The 15,472-nt window shown below is 69.1% G+C and carries 15 protein-coding genes; 8 read left to right on the forward strand and 7 right to left on the reverse strand.

What is annotated here, in order from left to right:
- Nucleotides 1-14: 14 nt before the first annotated feature.
- Nucleotides 15-668: a DUF502 domain-containing protein gene (locus IEX13_RS07845; protein ID WP_188662798.1), complete on the forward strand. Its 654-nt coding sequence runs from the start codon at nt 15-17 to the stop codon at nt 666-668.
- Here IEX13_RS07845 and IEX13_RS07850 read toward each other — a convergent pair.
- Nucleotides 619-2,484, reverse strand: coding sequence for a monovalent cation:proton antiporter-2 (CPA2) family protein (locus IEX13_RS07850; RefSeq protein WP_188662800.1), 1,866 nt, complete (start codon nt 2,482-2,484; stop codon nt 619-621). The two genes, IEX13_RS07845 and IEX13_RS07850, sit on opposite strands and share 50 nt — an antisense overlap.
- A 62-nt stretch (nt 2,485-2,546) precedes the next feature.
- Between IEX13_RS07850 and lepB the strand changes: the two genes are divergently transcribed.
- The 3 genes from lepB to IEX13_RS07865 all read left to right on the forward strand — a co-directional run bounded on the left by lepB (nt 2,547) and on the right by IEX13_RS07865 (nt 4,145).
- On the forward strand, nt 2,547-3,113 hold the full coding sequence (lepB, locus tag IEX13_RS07855) for a signal peptidase I (protein ID WP_188662802.1): 567 nt from the start codon (nt 2,547-2,549) through the stop codon (nt 3,111-3,113).
- A gap of 95 nt (nt 3,114-3,208) precedes the next feature.
- Nucleotides 3,209-3,670: a YybH family protein gene (locus IEX13_RS07860; protein ID WP_188662804.1), complete on the forward strand. Its 462-nt coding sequence runs from the start codon at nt 3,209-3,211 to the stop codon at nt 3,668-3,670.
- A 34-nt stretch (nt 3,671-3,704) separates the two neighbouring features.
- Entirely contained in the window at nt 3,705-4,145 is a 441-nt protein-coding gene (locus IEX13_RS07865) for a DUF1801 domain-containing protein (RefSeq protein WP_188662806.1), read from the forward strand.
- Nucleotides 4,146-4,154: 9 nt separating this feature from the next.
- Here the strand turns inward: IEX13_RS07865 and IEX13_RS07870 are convergent, their stop codons facing one another.
- The 3 genes from IEX13_RS07870 to IEX13_RS07880 all read right to left on the reverse strand — a co-directional run bounded on the left by IEX13_RS07870 (nt 4,155) and on the right by IEX13_RS07880 (nt 8,917).
- Nucleotides 4,155-4,934: a DUF2189 domain-containing protein gene (locus tag IEX13_RS07870; protein WP_188662808.1), complete on the reverse strand. Its 780-nt coding sequence runs from the start codon at nt 4,932-4,934 to the stop codon at nt 4,155-4,157.
- A 7-nt stretch (nt 4,935-4,941) separates the two neighbouring features.
- Complete coding sequence (locus tag IEX13_RS07875; protein ID WP_188662810.1) at nt 4,942-6,327, reverse strand: MBL fold metallo-hydrolase RNA specificity domain-containing protein; 1,386 nt, start codon at nt 6,325-6,327, stop codon at nt 4,942-4,944.
- 460 nt (nt 6,328-6,787) lie between these two features.
- Complete coding sequence (locus tag IEX13_RS07880) at nt 6,788-8,917, reverse strand: S46 family peptidase (protein ID WP_188662812.1); 2,130 nt, start codon at nt 8,915-8,917, stop codon at nt 6,788-6,790.
- A gap of 104 nt (nt 8,918-9,021) precedes the next feature.
- Here IEX13_RS07880 and IEX13_RS07885 point away from each other — a divergent pair, with 104 nt between their 5' ends.
- Entirely contained in the window at nt 9,022-10,173 is a 1,152-nt protein-coding gene (locus IEX13_RS07885) for an autotransporter outer membrane beta-barrel domain-containing protein (protein ID WP_188662813.1), read from the forward strand.
- Between the two features lie 101 nt (nt 10,174-10,274).
- Nucleotides 10,275-11,312 (forward strand): L-threonine 3-dehydrogenase, encoded by a 1,038-nt coding sequence (gene tdh, locus IEX13_RS07890; protein ID WP_188662815.1) that lies wholly within the window; start codon nt 10,275-10,277, stop codon nt 11,310-11,312.
- Nucleotides 11,313-11,378: 66 nt separating this feature from the next.
- Here the strand turns inward: tdh and IEX13_RS07895 are convergent, their stop codons facing one another.
- On the reverse strand, nt 11,379-12,107 hold the full coding sequence (locus IEX13_RS07895; protein WP_188662817.1) for a TorF family putative porin: 729 nt from the start codon (nt 12,105-12,107) through the stop codon (nt 11,379-11,381).
- 114 nt (nt 12,108-12,221) lie between these two features.
- Between IEX13_RS07895 and kbl the strand changes: the two genes are divergently transcribed.
- Together kbl and IEX13_RS07905 are read left to right on the forward strand one after the other, a co-directional pair.
- Nucleotides 12,222-13,421, forward strand: coding sequence for a glycine C-acetyltransferase (kbl, locus tag IEX13_RS07900; RefSeq protein ID WP_188662819.1), 1,200 nt, complete (start codon nt 12,222-12,224; stop codon nt 13,419-13,421).
- Nucleotides 13,418-14,137, forward strand: a complete 720-nt coding sequence (locus IEX13_RS07905; protein WP_229668481.1) for a penicillin-insensitive murein endopeptidase — start codon at nt 13,418-13,420, stop codon at nt 14,135-14,137. The genes kbl and IEX13_RS07905 overlap by 4 nt, the downstream gene beginning before the upstream one ends.
- On the opposite strand, the gene IEX13_RS07910 is transcribed toward IEX13_RS07905, so the two are convergent.
- Both IEX13_RS07910 and IEX13_RS07915 read right to left on the reverse strand, forming a co-directional pair.
- Complete coding sequence (locus IEX13_RS07910; protein WP_188662821.1) at nt 14,134-14,631, reverse strand: GNAT family N-acetyltransferase; 498 nt, start codon at nt 14,629-14,631, stop codon at nt 14,134-14,136. The two genes, IEX13_RS07905 and IEX13_RS07910, sit on opposite strands and share 4 nt — an antisense overlap.
- A 2-nt stretch (nt 14,632-14,633) precedes the next feature.
- Nucleotides 14,634-15,392: a pseudouridine synthase gene (locus IEX13_RS07915; protein ID WP_188662823.1), complete on the reverse strand. Its 759-nt coding sequence runs from the start codon at nt 15,390-15,392 to the stop codon at nt 14,634-14,636.
- Between the last annotated feature and the right edge of the window lie 80 nt (nt 15,393-15,472).

Here is a 15,472-nt window from a genome sequence, read left to right on the forward strand (position 1 = left end):
CCTACAATCGCGCCATGCGACGCCTACGTGCCTACTTCCTCACGGGCCTGCTGACCCTGCTGCCGATCTGGCTGGTCTGGATCGTCTTCAAGTTCGTGCTGGGCCTGCTCAAGGACATGAGCCAGCCCGTGGTGGCGCCGCTGTCGGCGCGCCTGGCCACGACGCATCCCGACTGGCTGGGCTGGGTGGACGACCCCTGGGCGCAGTCCACTTTCGCGATCGCCGCCACGGTGGTGGTGATCATCGCCGTGGGTGCACTGGCGCGCCGTGTCGCCGGCCAGCAGATGCTGCGCTGGTTCGAGGGCCTGATCGCCCGGGTGCCGCTGGCAAGCACCGTCTACGGCAGCGCGCGCAAGCTGCTCGACCTGCTGCAGACCAAGCCCGATGGCACCCAGCGCGTGGTGCTGATCGACTTCCCGCACCGCGAAATGAAGTGCGTGGGCTTCGTCACCCGCGTCATCCGCGAAGAAGGCAGCGGCCGCGAACTCGCCGCCGTGTACGTGCCGACCACGCCCAACCCGACCTCGGGCTACCTGGAAATCGTGCCCGTGGACAAACTCACGCCCACCGACTGGAGCGTGGACGAGGCCATGGCCTTCATCATTTCCGGCGGCGCGGTCAGTCCGGAGACGATGCCCTTCGACCGGCCGAAGCCGGCGCGGGACTAACCGCCTCGTCGGGGTTGAGTACCTGGCCCGCGGCCTTGGGGCGCACCAGCGGCGTCTGCCGCATGCGCCCGGCGCCGGTATTGGTGTGCAACAGGCCGGCGCCCGCGGCGGCGCTGCCGGCGGCGGTTTCCAGGGCGAAACGCTCCGCGTCCAGGCGCCGGACTTCGTCCATCACCATCAGCGCCTCGTCTTCGTCGACGCCGAGTTCGCGCAGCGCCGCGCCGCCGAAGATCACCGCCGACTCGAAGGTCTCGCGCACCTGGAAGTCGACGCCGATGCGCACCAGGTCCAGCGCGTGTTCGCGGTCGAAGCTGCGCACCAGCACCGCCGCCTGCGGGAAGGCCGAACGGACCACCTCGGCGATGCGCGTGGCCGCGGCGCGGTCGTCCACGCAGACCGCGATCACGCGCGCCCGGCCGGCACCGGAGGCGTGCAGTACGTCCAGCCGGGTGCCGTCGCCGAAATAGACCTTGAAGCCGAAATCAGCGGCGCTGGTGATCATGCCGATGTCGTTGTCGATGATCGTCACGTCCACGCCGCGGGCCAGCAGGGCCTGGCTGGACACCTGGCCGAAGCGGCCAAACCCGATCACCAGCACGCTGCCCTGAAGGCCGCTGGCCGCCTCCACGCCCGCCAGCGACGGCGCCTCGGGTCTGGGCAGCAGGCGCCGCACCGCCAGCACCACCAGCGGCGTAAGCACCATGGACAGCACCACGATGGCTGTCAGGTTGGCGTGGGTGCGGGCGTCGAGCAGGCCGACCGCGACCGCCGCCGAATACAGCACGAAAGCGAACTCGCCGCCCTGCGCCATCAGCACGGCGCGGTCGAACGCGTCGCCGTGTGAGCTGCGCAGCAGCCTTGCCACCGCGTAGATGCACAGGCCCTTGGCCAGCATCAGCACCGGCACCGCGGCCGCGATGAAGGCCAGGTTGCCCGCCACCACCGCCAGGTCCAGCGACATGCCCACGGCCAGGAAGAACAGCCCCAGCAGCAGTCCGCGGAAAGGTTCGATGTCGGCTTCGAGCTGGTGGCGGAACGCAGACTCCGACAGCAGCACGCCGGCCAGGAACGCCCCCATTGCCATCGAAAGCCCGCCCATGTCCATCAGCACGGCCGACCCAAGCACGACCAGCAGGGCCGCGGCGGTCATCACCTCGCGTGCCTTGGCCCGGGCCAGCAGGCGGAACAGCGGGTTCAGCGCCCACAGCCCGACGACCACCAGCCCCGCCAGCGCCGCCACGCCCTGCGCGACCGCCAGCCAGCGCGAACCACCGTCCCCGCCGGGCACCACCGGCGCCATGAAGGCCACCAGCGCCAGCAGCGGCACGATCAGCAGGTCTTCGAACAGCAGGATCGACACCATGCGCTGCCCGCGCGGCAGGGCGATGTCGCCACGCTCGCCCAGCAGCTGCATCACGATGGCCGTGGACGTGAGCACGAAGCCGGCGGCGCCCAGGAAAGCCACCGGCAGCGCCAGCCCGAAGCCCAGCAGGATGCCGGTCATCACCACCGTCGCCAGGCCCACCTGCAGCGCGCCGAGCCCGAATATCTGCCCGCGCAGCTGCCACAGGTGGGAGGGCCGCATTTCCAGGCCTATGATGAACAGGAACATCACCACGCCCAGTTCGGCGACATGAAGGATGGCCGCCGGCTCGGTGAATATGGCCAGGCCGAAAGGCCCCACCACCAGTCCCGCCGCCAGGTAGCCGAGCACCGAACCCAGGCCCAGGCGCCGGAACAGCGGCACGGCGACCACCGCCGCACCCAGCAGCGCCACTATCCGGACGAGGTCACCCGCATCATGTTCAACCGCCATCACCGCGCCCCTTGCCTGCTTCCTGGAGGCCTCCTTTTTACCGGAAGGCCGGTATCGCCTCCATGAGCACCCTGGTTCCACGCGCACCAAGGCGGTTGCGGCGGCGTCCGGCGGCCTGGCTGCTGGCCGCCGCGCTGGCCTGCGCCGCGGTCGCCGTGGCGATGTACCTGATCAACCCGCTGGGCACCGCCTCGGCCGACTTCGGCGCCCGGCTTTGGGGCCGTACGACCCTGGACATGCCGTCTGCGGCCATGGAGCCCACGCTCGCGCAAGGCTACGAACTGGTCGTGGACGCCGGCGCTTTCCGTCGCGGGCTTCCGCGCACCGACGACCTGCTGGTGTACCTCGGCCCCGACGGACCGCGCGTGGGCCGCGTGGTTGCGCTGCCCGGGCAGGAAGTGGCGCTGCGGCTGGGCGAGGTCTTCGTGGACGGCGAGCGGCAGCCCGCCCCCGCCGGGGTCGATGTCGAAACCGGGCCGGGGCCCGGGCGCGACCTGCCCGAAACCCGGGTGCCGCAGGGCCATGTCTTCGTGCTGGTGGACAACCGCGACCTGGGCGGCGACAGCCGCGAATCCGGTCCGGTGCCCGCAGCGCGCTGGGTGGGCCGGGTGGTGGCGGTGCGGCGCTGAGCGTGACTTGTGACCGGCGCGCGCCGGCGTGGCGCGGGCCATGCTTCGGCCACCGCCGAGCGCCCCGGCCGACGGCCGCCCCGAGGACACCCCCCATGCGTACTCCCTTCCTGCTGGCCCTGATGATGGCGATGGCCGGTTGCGCCAGCCAGCCATCGCCACGCACGACCCCCGTGGACCTGGACGCGCTGGTGCGCGAAGTCACCGCCGCCGAAACGGCGTTCGCCGGGAGCATGGCCGATCGCGACATCGAGGCCTTCGCCAGCTTCATCGCCGAAGACGCCATCTTCCAGCCGGGGCCCGACAGCCTGCGCGGCAAGGCGGCGATCCTGGCGGCCTGGGGCAAATATTTCGAAGGAGAGCAGGCGCCGTTCTCGTGGCGTCCGGAGACCGTGGTCGTGCTCGACGGCGGCCAGCTGGCGCAAACCAAGGGCCCGGTCCTGGATCCCGATGGCAAACCGATCATGGAATTCCGCTCCACCTGGCGCCGCGATCCCGACGGCCGGTGGAAGGTGGTCTTCGACGACGGCACCTGCCTGTGCGGCAAGCGCGGTTAGACTACCGGCACCCTCCGGCGACGAGGCTGCTGCGATGGCCAAGACAGTCAACAAGACCCAGGCAACCGATGCCGACGTGGAAAAATTCCTGGCTGCCGTCCCCGACCCCGGGCGACGCGAGGACTGCCAGCGCATCCGGGAACTGATGGAAGCGGCCACCGGCGCGCCGGCGCGATTGTGGGGGCCGTCCATCGTCGGATTCGGCGTGTACCACTACCGCTATGAAAGCGGCCGCGAAGGCGACTGGATGGTGACCGGTTTTTCACCGCGCAAGAACGACCTGACGCTCTACATCATGCCGGGCTTCGCGCGCTACGAAGCGCTGATGGCCAGGCTGGGCAAACACAAAACCGGCAAGAGCTGCCTCTACATCAAGCGCCTGGCCGACGTTGACATGGCCGTGCTTGAAACCCTGGTGCGCGAGTCGGTGGCGGCGATGGCGCCGCAGCGCACCGACGTTCCCGCGCCGGGCTGAAACCCGGATTCAGTCAAGCCGCGGCCAGTCCGAGGCGTCCAGGGTTTCGCGGTAACCGTGCCAGGTGGCGTAGGCCAGCCAGGGCATCACCAGCACCAGGCCCAGGAACCCCGTCAGGAAACCCAGCGCGGTCAGCAGCGCGATCCAGCCCGCCCACTGCAGGGCGACCCCCTTGTTGCGCAGCACGGCGTTCACGCTGGAAACACCGGCCGTGACCATGTCGACGTCGCGGTCGGCGATCATCGGCAGCGAAAACGCGGCGATGGCGAAAGTCAGCGCCGCGAACACCGAACCGGCGGCCGAGCCGATGAGAAGGAACTCCACCCAGGTCGCGACATCGCCGCGCTCGATCGGCACCAGCGCGTTGACCATCATGCCGGCGCGCGACCACAGCATCAGCACGATGCCCTGGGCCAGGGCGAACACGCCCGCCTGCCCCACCACGCGGCGTGCCAGCACGAAGGAATCCTTCAGTCGCGGCTGCCTCCCGGCCTCGAGTTCACGGCTGACGCAATAGAGCCCGACGGCCAGCAACGGCGCCACGAACACAAAACCCGACACCAGCGCCGCCAGCAGCGCGAACCGGCCCAGGCCCCAGGCCATTGCCGAAATCACCAGGCTCACCAGCAGCACGACGCCGCCAAACAGCAGGCTCAGCCCCGGCGCACGCCGGTAGTCGCGCCAGCCCGCGCGCAGCCAGCGCAGCGGCGCGCGATGGTCGAGCCTGGCGCAGGGCACGGCAAAGGGCCGCGCTGGCGACTCGGGGGACTGGCCGGGTTCGCTGGCCACGCCGGCCTCAGACCTCGCGCTGCATGCCCACGCGCGACAGGCTGGCTTCGGCACCGAGCTTCTTGTCCAGCGCCTTGGCCAAGGCCTCGCGGGCGTCGTCCTCGCCGTGCACCAGCACGACCGGCGGGCGGCCTTCGATGGCGCCGTACCAGTCCATCAGCCCGGACTGGCCGGCATGCGCCGACAGGCCGCCCACGGTATGGCGGACGGCGTTGACGCGGATGTCCTCGCCGAAGATGCGCACGGTTTCCGCGCCGTCCACCAGCCGCCGGCCCAGCGTACCGCGGGCCTGGTAGCCGACGAACATCACGTGCGACTGCTTGCGCCCCAGGTTCTGCCGCAGGTGGTGGCGCACGCGGCCGCCGTTGCACATGCCCGAGCCGGCGATGATGATCGCGCCGCCGCGGACGTTGTTGATGGCCTGCGACTGCGCGACTTCGGGCGTGAGCTGCAGGTTGGGCATCTTGAACGGGTGCGGGCGGCCGTTCCAGACGGCCTGGGCATCGTCGTCGAACAACCGCTCGTGGCGGCCATAGACATCCACCACCCGCATCGCCATGGGGCTGTCGAGGAAAATCTTCCAGCGCGACATCTTCCACTCGTCCCACTGGCGCGCGAACCAGTACAGCAGTTCCTGGCTGCGGCCGACCGCGAAGGCCGGGATGATGACGTTGCCCTGGTCGGCCCAGGCGTGTTCGAGCACGTCGCGGATTTCGTCGAGCGTGGCCTGGCGTTCGCGGTGTTCGCGGCCACCGTAGGTGGATTCGAGCAGCACCAGGTCGGCGCGGGGCACGGGCACGGGGTCACGCAGGATGGGGGTGCCGCGCGGGCCCAGGTCACCGGAAAACGCCAGCACGCGACGACCGGCCGGCTCGTCGGCGGCGAGTTCGACGGACGCCGAGCCCAGGATGTGGCCGGCATCGCGCAGCGTGAGCGTGACGCCGCCGAGGATTTCCCGGGGTTTTTCGTAATCCATGCCGCGCACCTGCCTTAGCACGGCGGCGACGTCGGTCTTGGTGAACAGGGGCTTGTGGTTGGACTTGCCGTCACGCCGATACTTGTTGTCGCGATCGGCATCCATCTGGGCAAGATTCGCCGAATCTTCGAGCATGACCTTGAGCAGGTCGGCGGTGGCGTGTTCGGTCCAGATGGGCCCGCGATAGCCACGCTTCACCAACAGGGGCAGCCTGCCGCTGTGGTCGATGTGGGCGTGGCTGAGCACGACGGCATCAATGTCGCCGACGTCGAACGGGAACGGGTCCTCATTGCGACGTTCGTCTTCGTCGCTGCCCTGGATCATGCCGCAATCAAGCAGCAGCCTGTGGCCGTTGGCCTCGACCTCATGGCAGGACCCGGTGACTTCACCGGCGGCACCGTGGAAACGAACCAGCATCTCAAGCTCCCTTCGCCGACTGCCCCCACTCTAAACCAATCCCCGCGCCCCTTTGCAGGAGGCACTTCAGTCTCGGGCTCCTGGCCTTGGCCTTCAGCCAAGTCGGCCGTGCTGGCTCCGCCGGTGGAGGCGCCGCGCGTTGCGCTCTTGATCTCCTGGCGGCCCCGACGTCCATTCCAGGAGGTAGCGTGCAGTCGCCCTGGCCGACCTTCGGAGACATGGATGTCGACGAAGAGCCTACATGGACGTACTTGCGGCGTGTCGGCCAGGGCGACTGCACGCTGCCTCCACCCGCGAAACAATCGGAAACGACGCCCTGCTTGGCCAAAGGCCAAGGGCAGCGGGGCTGAAGTCCCTCCAACAAGGCAAAGTTCTCCGGAGAAAACGAAAACGGCGCGGAGTGCGCGCCGTTTCCGGGTGGATCGTTTCGGGACCGAGGTCCCGCCGGCAGCAGCCGGCCTCAGCGGGCGCCCATTTCCTTGAGCAGGTGCGGGGCCGGGTAGACCTTGTCCATGATCCAGACCATGTAGCGGTGGTCCACCGCGATCATGCGGGTCATCGCCGGGTCGAACACCCAGTTCGAGCTGACCGATTCCCAGTTGCCGTCGAAGGCCAGACCCACCAGCTCACCCTTGCCGTTGAGCACCGGCGAACCCGAATTGCCGCCCGTGATGTCCAGGTCCGACAGGAAGTTCACCGGCACCGCCGCCTTCTCCTTGTCGCTCATCGCCGCGATGGCGTCGAGCTGCGACTTCGGTGCGTTGAACGGCTCCTCGCTGGTCGCCTTGGCCACCAGCCCGTCGAGCGACGTGAACGGCGTGTAGTACACCCCGTCCTTGGGCGAATAGCCCATCACGTTGCCGTAGGTGATGCGCAGGCTGAGGTTCGCGTCCGGGTACACGCCCTTGCCCTGGTCGCGCTTGTAACCCTGCACCGCCGCCAGGTAGACCGGGCGGTAGCGGTTCTGGTCGCCGGCCCGTGCGTCGTTGCGGTCTTCGACCGCCTTCATCGTCGGGTACAGCGCCACCGCCAGCTTCAGCAGCGGATCGTCCATCGCTTCGACCGCCGCCTGGTCGGCCTCGAGCAGGGCCAGGCGGGCATCGGTGTCGGCCAGGCGGGTGTTCGCGTAGGTACGCTCCAGCGCGCGGTCGATCGCGGCCTGGTCGTTGCCGCCCAGCCAGGCGTCGATCACCTCGACGCGCTGGTCGGCCGGCAGCTGGATGTACTCGGCCAGCCAGTAGGCCATCAGCTGCTTTTCCATGGCCGGGTGGTAACGGCGATCGAGCTGGCGGACCGCGCCTTCGATGCGCGGCAGGTCACGCTGCTGGTAGCCCACCGTGCGCTCGGCGTCCGGCTTGGTCGACTCGATGGCCAGGCGGTGCAGCATTCGCAGGTTGCCCAGCAGGCCGCCACCGGCGATCTGGCCGACGATCAGGTCGCGTTCGCGGGTGGCGCGGGTTTCGGCGGCCAGCTCGACCAGGCGCGCGTGCGCCTGCAGGCCGGCCTTGCCGTCGTCTCCCTGCTTGCGCAGCCAGGCCAGCACGGCCTGCTCTTCCGCGCGCTTGGTGCCGGCGGCGTCGATGCGTTCGAAACCTTCCAGCTGCCCCGCCCAGTTCTTCATCGCGTTCTGGTAGCCGCGGATCTGGCTGGCGTACTTCACTTCGATGTCGGCGTCGTCCTTGCCGGCGGTTTCGATGATGCCGACCAGGTTGCGCAGGTGCTGGCCGACCTTCGGGTACTGCCAGTCGGCCACGGCCTGGAATTCGTCGTACAGCGCATAGCGGCTGGTGGTGCCCGGGTAACCGGCGACCATCACGAAATCGCCCTTCTCCAGGCCCTGCGCGGCCAGCTTCAGGTGCTGGTTCGGCTTGTAGGGCACGTTGTCCTCGGAATACGCCGCCGGCTTGCCGTCCTTGCCGACGTAGGCGCGGTAGAAGGCGAAGTCGCCGGTGTGGCGCGGCCACATCCAGTTGTCCACTTCACCGCCGTAGTTGCCGATGCTGCCCGGGGGCGCGTAGACCAGGCGCACGTCCTTGATCTCGACCTGGCGGAACAGGCGGTAGGTCTGGCCACTGAAGAAACTGTAGAGCGTGCAGCGGTAGCCTTCGCCCTCTTCGCATCCGGCGATGAGCTGCTTCTGGATGTCCTCGAGCGCCTTGTTGCGCTCGATGCCGCCCAGGTCGCCGGCCGCCGCCTGCACCTGGTCGGTGACGTCGGTGATGCGGTCCATCACGTAGACGCGGGCATTGGGACCGGCGGACAGCTCTTCGCCGCGGGTGGTGGCGTTGAAGCCCACTTCCATCAGGTTGCTTTCGGCGGTGGAGTTGAGCTGGATCGCGCCGTAGGCACAGTGGTGGTTGGTGACCACCAGGCCTTCGGGCGACACGAACGAAGCCGTGCAGCCGCCGAGCGCGACCACGGCACCCATCGGGTCGCCGGTGAGATTGGCCAGCTGTTCGGGCGGCAATTCAAGGCCGGCCTCCTTCAGCGGACCGGCGATTTCCGGCAGCTGCTGGGGAACCCACATGCCCTCGCGGGCGTGGGCGGAGAAAGAAAGCGCCAGGGCGGCGGCCAGGATCGTCACTCGCATGCGTTTGACCTCAGTGGGGCGAAACCCCAAGCCTAGCAGCGGCGGCGCTTGCCGGCAGCCGGTAGCGGCGTAGACTTTCGGCAGGGGACAAGGGAGGACTGGATATGCGTATGCGGGCCTGGTGGCTGGCGATCGGACTGTGCGGCTTCGCCTTGGTTTCGCCGGTGCGCGCGCAGGCGCCCGACGATGCCCTGGCCAATCTCTGGACCACCTTGTGCCTGGGCGCCGCGCCCGGCAGCGACCTGGCGCTTCGCTGTGCCGAAATCGCCAACGGCGGCCCGGGCAGCCGGGACAGCTCGGCGGCGGGCAACTTCCTGGGCGAGATCCCCGGCCAGGGCCGGGCGGCCACCCGCGACGGTTCGCCCGACCAGGCTGAACTGCGGACCGAACTGGGCGCCGGCTGGTCGGCCTTCGCCAGCGCCGACACCGGCCGGCTCAAGCGCCGCGGCGGCATCAACGAATCCCCCTTCGACGGCGACACCTGGGCGCTGAGCGCCGGCCTGGATTGGGCGCCGCGCGCCGACTGGCGCTTCGGGCTGATGCTCAACCACGCCCGCGAAGACCTGGACTTCCTGGGCTCCGACGGGCGCACGCGCACCCGCTACACCGGCGCGATGCTGCTCGGCGGCTGGATGGCCAGCGACAGTGTCTCGATTGATGCCTACGCCGGCCGTCTCGACGGCGACTACGACCTGCGCCGGTCCATCGACTACACCCTGCTCAGCGGCGTGTCGGTGCAGGCGCTGGCCACCGCCGACGCGTCGGCGTCACGCAACCTGGCGGGCCTGGGCGCGACCTGGAGCCACGCCGTGCAGGCCTGGGAATGGCAGCTCTCGAGCGGCCTGGACTGGCAGCGCACCCGCATCGATGCCTACACCGAGACCGGCGGTGCCGGCCTGGCCCTGGTGGTGCCGGGCCGCACGATCAGCAGCCGGCGCGGGCGCCTGGACATCGGGCTGGCGCGCACGGTGTCGGCGGGCTGGGGCATCTGGCAGCCGCAGGCACGGCTGGGCTGGCGCCATGAGTTCGCCAACGGGGCCCGGCCGCTGGCCGTCAGTTTCGCCGCCGACGCCACCGGCACGCCGGTGGTCTTCGACACCGACGACGCCGACCGCAACTGGGGCGAAGCCGGCTTGGGCGCGGTTTTCGTATTCACCGGGGGCCATTCGGCGTTCATCGAGTGGCGCACGCGCTTTGGCCACGCCTTCCTGGACGAACAGCTGCTGGCCCTGGGCTGGCGGATCGAACTGCCCTGAACCACGGCTGGCGGCCTTGCCGGCCGGTTAACGCCGGCGGCGTATAATTGTGGGCTTCACGGCCCCGCACGGGCCCCACGGACCGACGGACCGATCAAACCATGGCACAGCAGATGATGAAGGCGCTGGTGAAGCGCCACCCCGAAAAAGGCATGTGGATGGAACAGGTGCCGGTGCCTTCGCCCGGTCCCAACGAAGTCCTGATCAAGCTGGAAAAGACCGCGATCTGCGGCACCGACCTGCACATCTACAAGTGGGACGAGTGGAGCCAGCGCACGATCAAGCCCGGCCTGGTGATCGGCCACGAGTTCGTCGGCCGCATCGTCGAGATGGGCCCCGGCGTCACCGGCTATGCCCTGGGCGACCGCGTGTCGGCCGAAGGCCACATCGTCTGCGGCCACTGCCGCAACTGCCGGGCCGGCCGCCAGCACCTGTGCCCGAACACCACCGGCATCGGCGTCAACCGCAACGGTGCCTTCGCCGAATACATCGTCATGCCCTCGTCCAACCTGTGGCCGATCCCCGACAGCATCCCGTCGGAGCTGGCCGCGTTCTTCGACCCCTACGGCAACGCCGCACACTGCGCGCTGGAGTTCGACGTGGTCGGCGAGGACGTGCTGATCACCGGCGCCGGCCCGATCGGCATCATCGCCGCCGGCATCTGCAAGCACATCGGCGCGCGCAACGTGGTGGTCACCGACGTCAACGACTACCGCCTCAAGCTCGCGGCCGACATGGGCGCCACCCGCGTGGTCAACGTCTCCAAGCAGTCGCTCAAGGACGTCATGAAGGACCTGCACATGGAGGGCTTCGACGTGGCGCTGGAGATGAGCGGCAACCCGCACGCCTTCAACGACATGCTCGACTGCATGTACAACGGCGGCAAGGTCGCCCTGCTGGGCATCCTGCCCAACGGCGCCGGCATCAACTGGGACAAGGTCATCTTCAAGGGCCTGGTGCTGCACGGCATCTACGGCCGCAAGATGTACGAGACCTGGTACAAGATGACCCAGCTGATCCAGTCGGGTTTCCCGCTGGGCAAGGTGCTGACCCACCAGATGCACATCGACGATTTCCAGAAGGGCTTCGAGCTGATGGAAACCGGCCAGTGCGGCAAGGTCGTGTGCAGCTGGGGCTGAGGCCACCGGCACGGCCACGAAAAAGGGCGCCCCGGGGGCGCCCTTTTTCTTGCCGGAAAGCGGGGATCAGCCGCCGATCGACAGGGTCAGCATGAAGCGGTTGTCTGCGGCGTCGCCGAAGTTGTCGTCGCCCGAGCTGTCGGTGCCGTAGTAGCCGACGGCCAGGTTGACCGGGCCGAAGTCGCGGTTCACGCCGACCGAGAAGTCGCTGTAGTCATCGATGCCGGTGGACGAGCCGAAGGTGCTGCGGCCGACGGTGATGTCCAGGCCCCAGTCGTAGCCGATGTCGAAGCTGCCGCCCAGGCCGTAGTAGAAGCCGTCGTCGTCGAGCGCATAGACGTCGTTGGTGTAGCCCAGGGTGAAGGACCAGGTTTCGTCCAGGGCCAGGACGCCGATCAGTTCGTTGTAGTCGATGCTGCCGTAGCCGTCCTGTTCGCCGATGTAGTTGTAGCGGTTGAGCATCAGGTCCAGGTTCCAGCGGTCGGACAGGTCGACGTTCCAGCCGATGTAGGTGTCGATCTCGATGTCCGGACCGCCGGTGCCGAAGTCCACGTTCGAGCCCCAGACGCCGACGTAGATGCCGTTGTCGAAAGAAAGGTCCGCGCCCAGCTGCAGGGAGGCCTCGCCGTCGGTCTGGGAGACGCCGCGGAACATGTAGTCGGTGGCGAGGGCGGCGTTCCAGCTGAACATCGAGTCCCCGTCGGCCGCTTCTTCGGCGTCCTGGGCGGTGGCGGCCAGCGGCAGCGCGAACAGCGCGGCGGCCAGGGCGAAGGGCAGCAGTTTCCGGGTCTTCATCAGGGCAGGTCCTGGCAGGGAGGGGCAAATTTCGCGAAATGATAATGGATGCTGCAGCGCAGCAAGCGGGTCTTGGCATAATGCCGGCCCCACCGCCCGTCCCCGAGCCCGCCCATGCCCGCCCCCGACCTCGCCCGCTACGCCGCCGAACTCACCGCCATCCGCGACCAGGGGCTGTTCAAGTCCGAGCGCGTGATCACCGGCCCGCAGTCGGCGCGGATCACCCTGGCCGACGGCTCGAGCGTGCTCAACTTCTGCGCCAACAACTACCTGGGCCTGGCCGACAACCCCGAGGTCATCCAGGCGGCCAAGGACGCGCTCGACAGCCATGGCTTCGGCATGGCCTCGGTGCGCTTCATCTGCGGCACCCAGGACTTGCACAAGGAACTGGAGGCGAAGATCGCTTCGTTCTTCGGCAAGCAGGACACCATCCTTTACGCCGCCTGCTTCGACGCCAACGGCGGCCTGTTCGAGCCGCTGCTGGGCGAAGAGGACGCCATCATTTCCGACGCGCTCAACCACGCCTCGATCATCGACGGCGTGCGGCTGTGCAAGGCCAGGCGCTACCGCTACGCCAACTGCGACATGGCCGACCTGGAAAAGCAGCTGCAGCAGGCGAAGGCGGACGGCGCGCGCACGATCATGATCACCACCGACGGCGTGTTCTCGATGGACGGTTTCATCGCGCCGCTGGACCGGATCACCGCGCTGGCGGAAAAGTACGGCGCCCTGGTGCACATCGACGAATGCCACGCCACCGGTTTCCTGGGCGACAGCGGCCGCGGCAGCGCCGAGGTCAAGGGCGTGCTGGACAGGATCGACATCATCACCGGCACCCTGGGCAAGGCGCTGGGCGGCGCGCTGGGCGGCTTCACCACCGGTCGCGCCGAAGTGATCGAAATGCTGCGCCAGCGCTCGCGCCCCTACCTGTTCTCGAATTCGCTGCCGCCGCACGTGGTGGCCGCGGGCACGAAGGTGTTCGACATGCTGGCCGCGGCCGGCGACCTGCGCCAGCGCCTGAAGGACAACACCGCCTACTTCCGCGAAAAGATGACCGCCGCCGGCTTCGACCTCAAGCCCGGCGAACACCCGATCGTGCCGGTGATGCTTTACGAAGCGCCGCTGGCGCAGAAGTTCGCCCAGCGCCTGCTCGAGGAAGGCATCTACGTGATCGGCTTCTTCTTCCCGGTCGTGCCCAAGGGCCAGGCCCGCATCCGCACCCAGATGAGCGCCGCGCACACCCGCGAACACCTCGACCAGGCCATCGCCGCCTTCACCAAGGTCGGCCGCGAGCTGGGCGTGATCGGCGGGTGAGCCGCGGCCGCAAACGCCTGCTGCTGGCCGCCGCGGTTCTTCTGGCTTGGCTGGCCGCGCTGCGCTGGGGCAATGAAATCGCGATCGCGCTGGAAAGCGACGCCGCAAGCATCAGCCACGGCACGCCCGCAAATGGCTGGCTGGAGCACGGTAAGCGACTACCAGCCCGCGGAGAGAATTTCCGCGCCTACTCCGCGCTCGGGACCTTGCTGGGACGGAACTCGGTGCACGGCGACGTACGCGCGGCGGTACTGGACGCCTACGCGGCACTGGCCGACTCCCGCCCCGTGACGCGCTACGTCTACGCGGAGACCGGCTGGCCGTCGGGGGGTCGCTTCCGACCACACCGCACGCATCGCAACGGCATGGCGGTGGACTTCCATGTCCCGGTCGTGGACGCCGACGGCAACTCGCGCTGGCTGCCGAGCCATGTCTTGAACAAGTGGGGCTACGGCCTGGAGTTTGACACCGAGGGTCGGCTCGATGAGCTGCTCATCGACTTCGAAGCCATCGCCGACCACCTGCTGGCACTGGAAGCGGCCGCGCGCCGCCACGACCTGCGTATCGAGTCCGTGATCTTCGATCCGCCGCTGCACGCGAAGCTGTTTGGGACCAGGAACGGCCAGCGCCTGCGTGATCGCGTCCGGTTCAGCCAGCGATCGGCCTGGGTGCGGCACGACGAGCACTACCACGTGGTGTTCGCAACCGCCCGTTAGTTCCGGACGCGCGCAAGCGACAAGGCGTCGACATACGCGCCGTCGCGGAACGCGAAGTCTCGGTGGCGCCCTTCTTCGACGAAACCGTGGCGTGCGTACAGCGCGATGCCCGCGGCGTTGTCGGCATAAACCTGCAGTTCCAGCCGGCGCAGCTGCAGCCAGCGGTCGGCCAGGTCGATGGCGGCGGCCAGCAGCGCGCCGCCGGCGCCGCGTCCTTGCCAGTCGTCGCGCACGCCCATGCCCAGGTCGCCCACGTGCCGGCGGCGCGGGTTGGCCGACACATACAGCCCCAGCTGGCCCACCACCTCGTCGCCGGCACAGGCCAGCAGCAGGTGGGCGTTGGGATCCACCGCCTGCATCCTCTGCCGCCACAGGTCGAGCGACGGGAACGGCAGCTGCAGCGTGCCCGCCTGTGCCCTGGGTGCGGCGTAAATGGCCTGCACGGCCGCGAAGTCGCCCGGCTCGGCGCGGCGGATGGTTATCGGGACGGACATGTTCAACTCCGGCCCGGCGGGGCCAGGGACGATATTTCCGCATCCGACAGCCGCCGCCAAGTCCCCTTGGCCAGGTCGCCCAGCACCAGGCCGCCGATCGCCACCCGGACCAGGCGGCGGGTTTCCAGGCCCTGCGATGCCAGCAGGCGGCGGATCTGGCGGTTGCGACCCTCGTCGAGGCCGATTTCCAGCCAGGCGGTGCGGCCGCCGCTGCGCAGCACGGTGGCCGAGCGCGCGGCCAGCCGCTCGCCCCCGCAGTCGATGCCGGCCATCAGGCGGCCCAGCAGGGCCTCGTCGGGCACCGCGTCCACCTGCACGTGGTAGGTCTTGTCCGGCCCGGTGGCCGGGTCGGTGATGGTCGCGGCCCATTCCGGGTCGTTGGCCATCAGCAGCAGGCCTTCGCTGGCCTGGTCCAGTCGCCCCACCGGCGCCAGCCAGGGCAGGCCGCTGTCTTCCAGGCAGCGATACACCGTGTCGCGACCGCGTTCGTCGCTGGCCGTGGTGACCAGGCCGCGCGGTTTGTTGAGCGCGACCACCACCCGCCCGGCGGCCTCGAGCGGCGCACCGTCGAGCGACAGCGCGTCGCGCCCCTGCACCACCGGGAACTCGGGATCGCGGACCAGGCGCCCGTTCACCGCCACGCGCCCGGCCACGACCCAGCGTGCGGCTTCGGTCCGCGAACACAAGCCCAGCTTGGACAGCACCCGCGCCACGCCGTGGCGCGGCGCGGTGGATCGGGCCTTGAGGGTGGGTCCGGGCATGCGTGAAGCATGGCGCAGGCCGCGGCCGCGACGCCAGCCCGGCGCGCCGGTTCACCGGTCCATCACCGCGTGAAGATGAC

Source organism: Arenimonas soli (assembly GCF_014643775.1).
GTDB classification, from domain to species: domain Bacteria; phylum Pseudomonadota; class Gammaproteobacteria; order Xanthomonadales; family Xanthomonadaceae; genus Arenimonas; species Arenimonas soli.

Bases quoted from the DNA above. Each gene is read 5' to 3' on its own strand.
- IEX13_RS07845 (WP_188662798.1), top strand. From the start codon at position 15: ATGCGACGCCTACGTGCCTACTTCCTCACGGGCCTGCTGACCCTGCTG.
- IEX13_RS07850 (WP_188662800.1), bottom strand. From the start codon at position 2,484: ATGGCGGTTGAACATGATGCGGGTGACCTCGTCCGGATAGTGGCGCTG.
- lepB (WP_188662802.1), top strand. From the start codon at position 2,547: ATGAGCACCCTGGTTCCACGCGCACCAAGGCGGTTGCGGCGGCGTCCG.
- IEX13_RS07860 (WP_188662804.1), top strand. From the start codon at position 3,209: ATGCGTACTCCCTTCCTGCTGGCCCTGATGATGGCGATGGCCGGTTGC.
- IEX13_RS07865 (WP_188662806.1), top strand. From the start codon at position 3,705: ATGGCCAAGACAGTCAACAAGACCCAGGCAACCGATGCCGACGTGGAA.
- IEX13_RS07875 (WP_188662810.1), bottom strand. From the start codon at position 6,327: ATGCTGGTTCGTTTCCACGGTGCCGCCGGTGAAGTCACCGGGTCCTGC.
- IEX13_RS07880 (WP_188662812.1), bottom strand. From the start codon at position 8,917: ATGCGAGTGACGATCCTGGCCGCCGCCCTGGCGCTTTCTTTCTCCGCC.
- IEX13_RS07885 (WP_188662813.1), top strand. From the start codon at position 9,022: ATGCGTATGCGGGCCTGGTGGCTGGCGATCGGACTGTGCGGCTTCGCC.
- tdh (WP_188662815.1), top strand. From the start codon at position 10,275: ATGGCACAGCAGATGATGAAGGCGCTGGTGAAGCGCCACCCCGAAAAA.
- IEX13_RS07895 (WP_188662817.1), bottom strand. From the start codon at position 12,107: ATGAAGACCCGGAAACTGCTGCCCTTCGCCCTGGCCGCCGCGCTGTTC.
- kbl (WP_188662819.1), top strand. From the start codon at position 12,222: ATGCCCGCCCCCGACCTCGCCCGCTACGCCGCCGAACTCACCGCCATC.
- IEX13_RS07910 (WP_188662821.1), bottom strand. From the start codon at position 14,631: ATGTCCGTCCCGATAACCATCCGCCGCGCCGAGCCGGGCGACTTCGCG.
- IEX13_RS07915 (WP_188662823.1), bottom strand. From the start codon at position 15,392: ATGCCCGGACCCACCCTCAAGGCCCGATCCACCGCGCCGCGCCACGGC.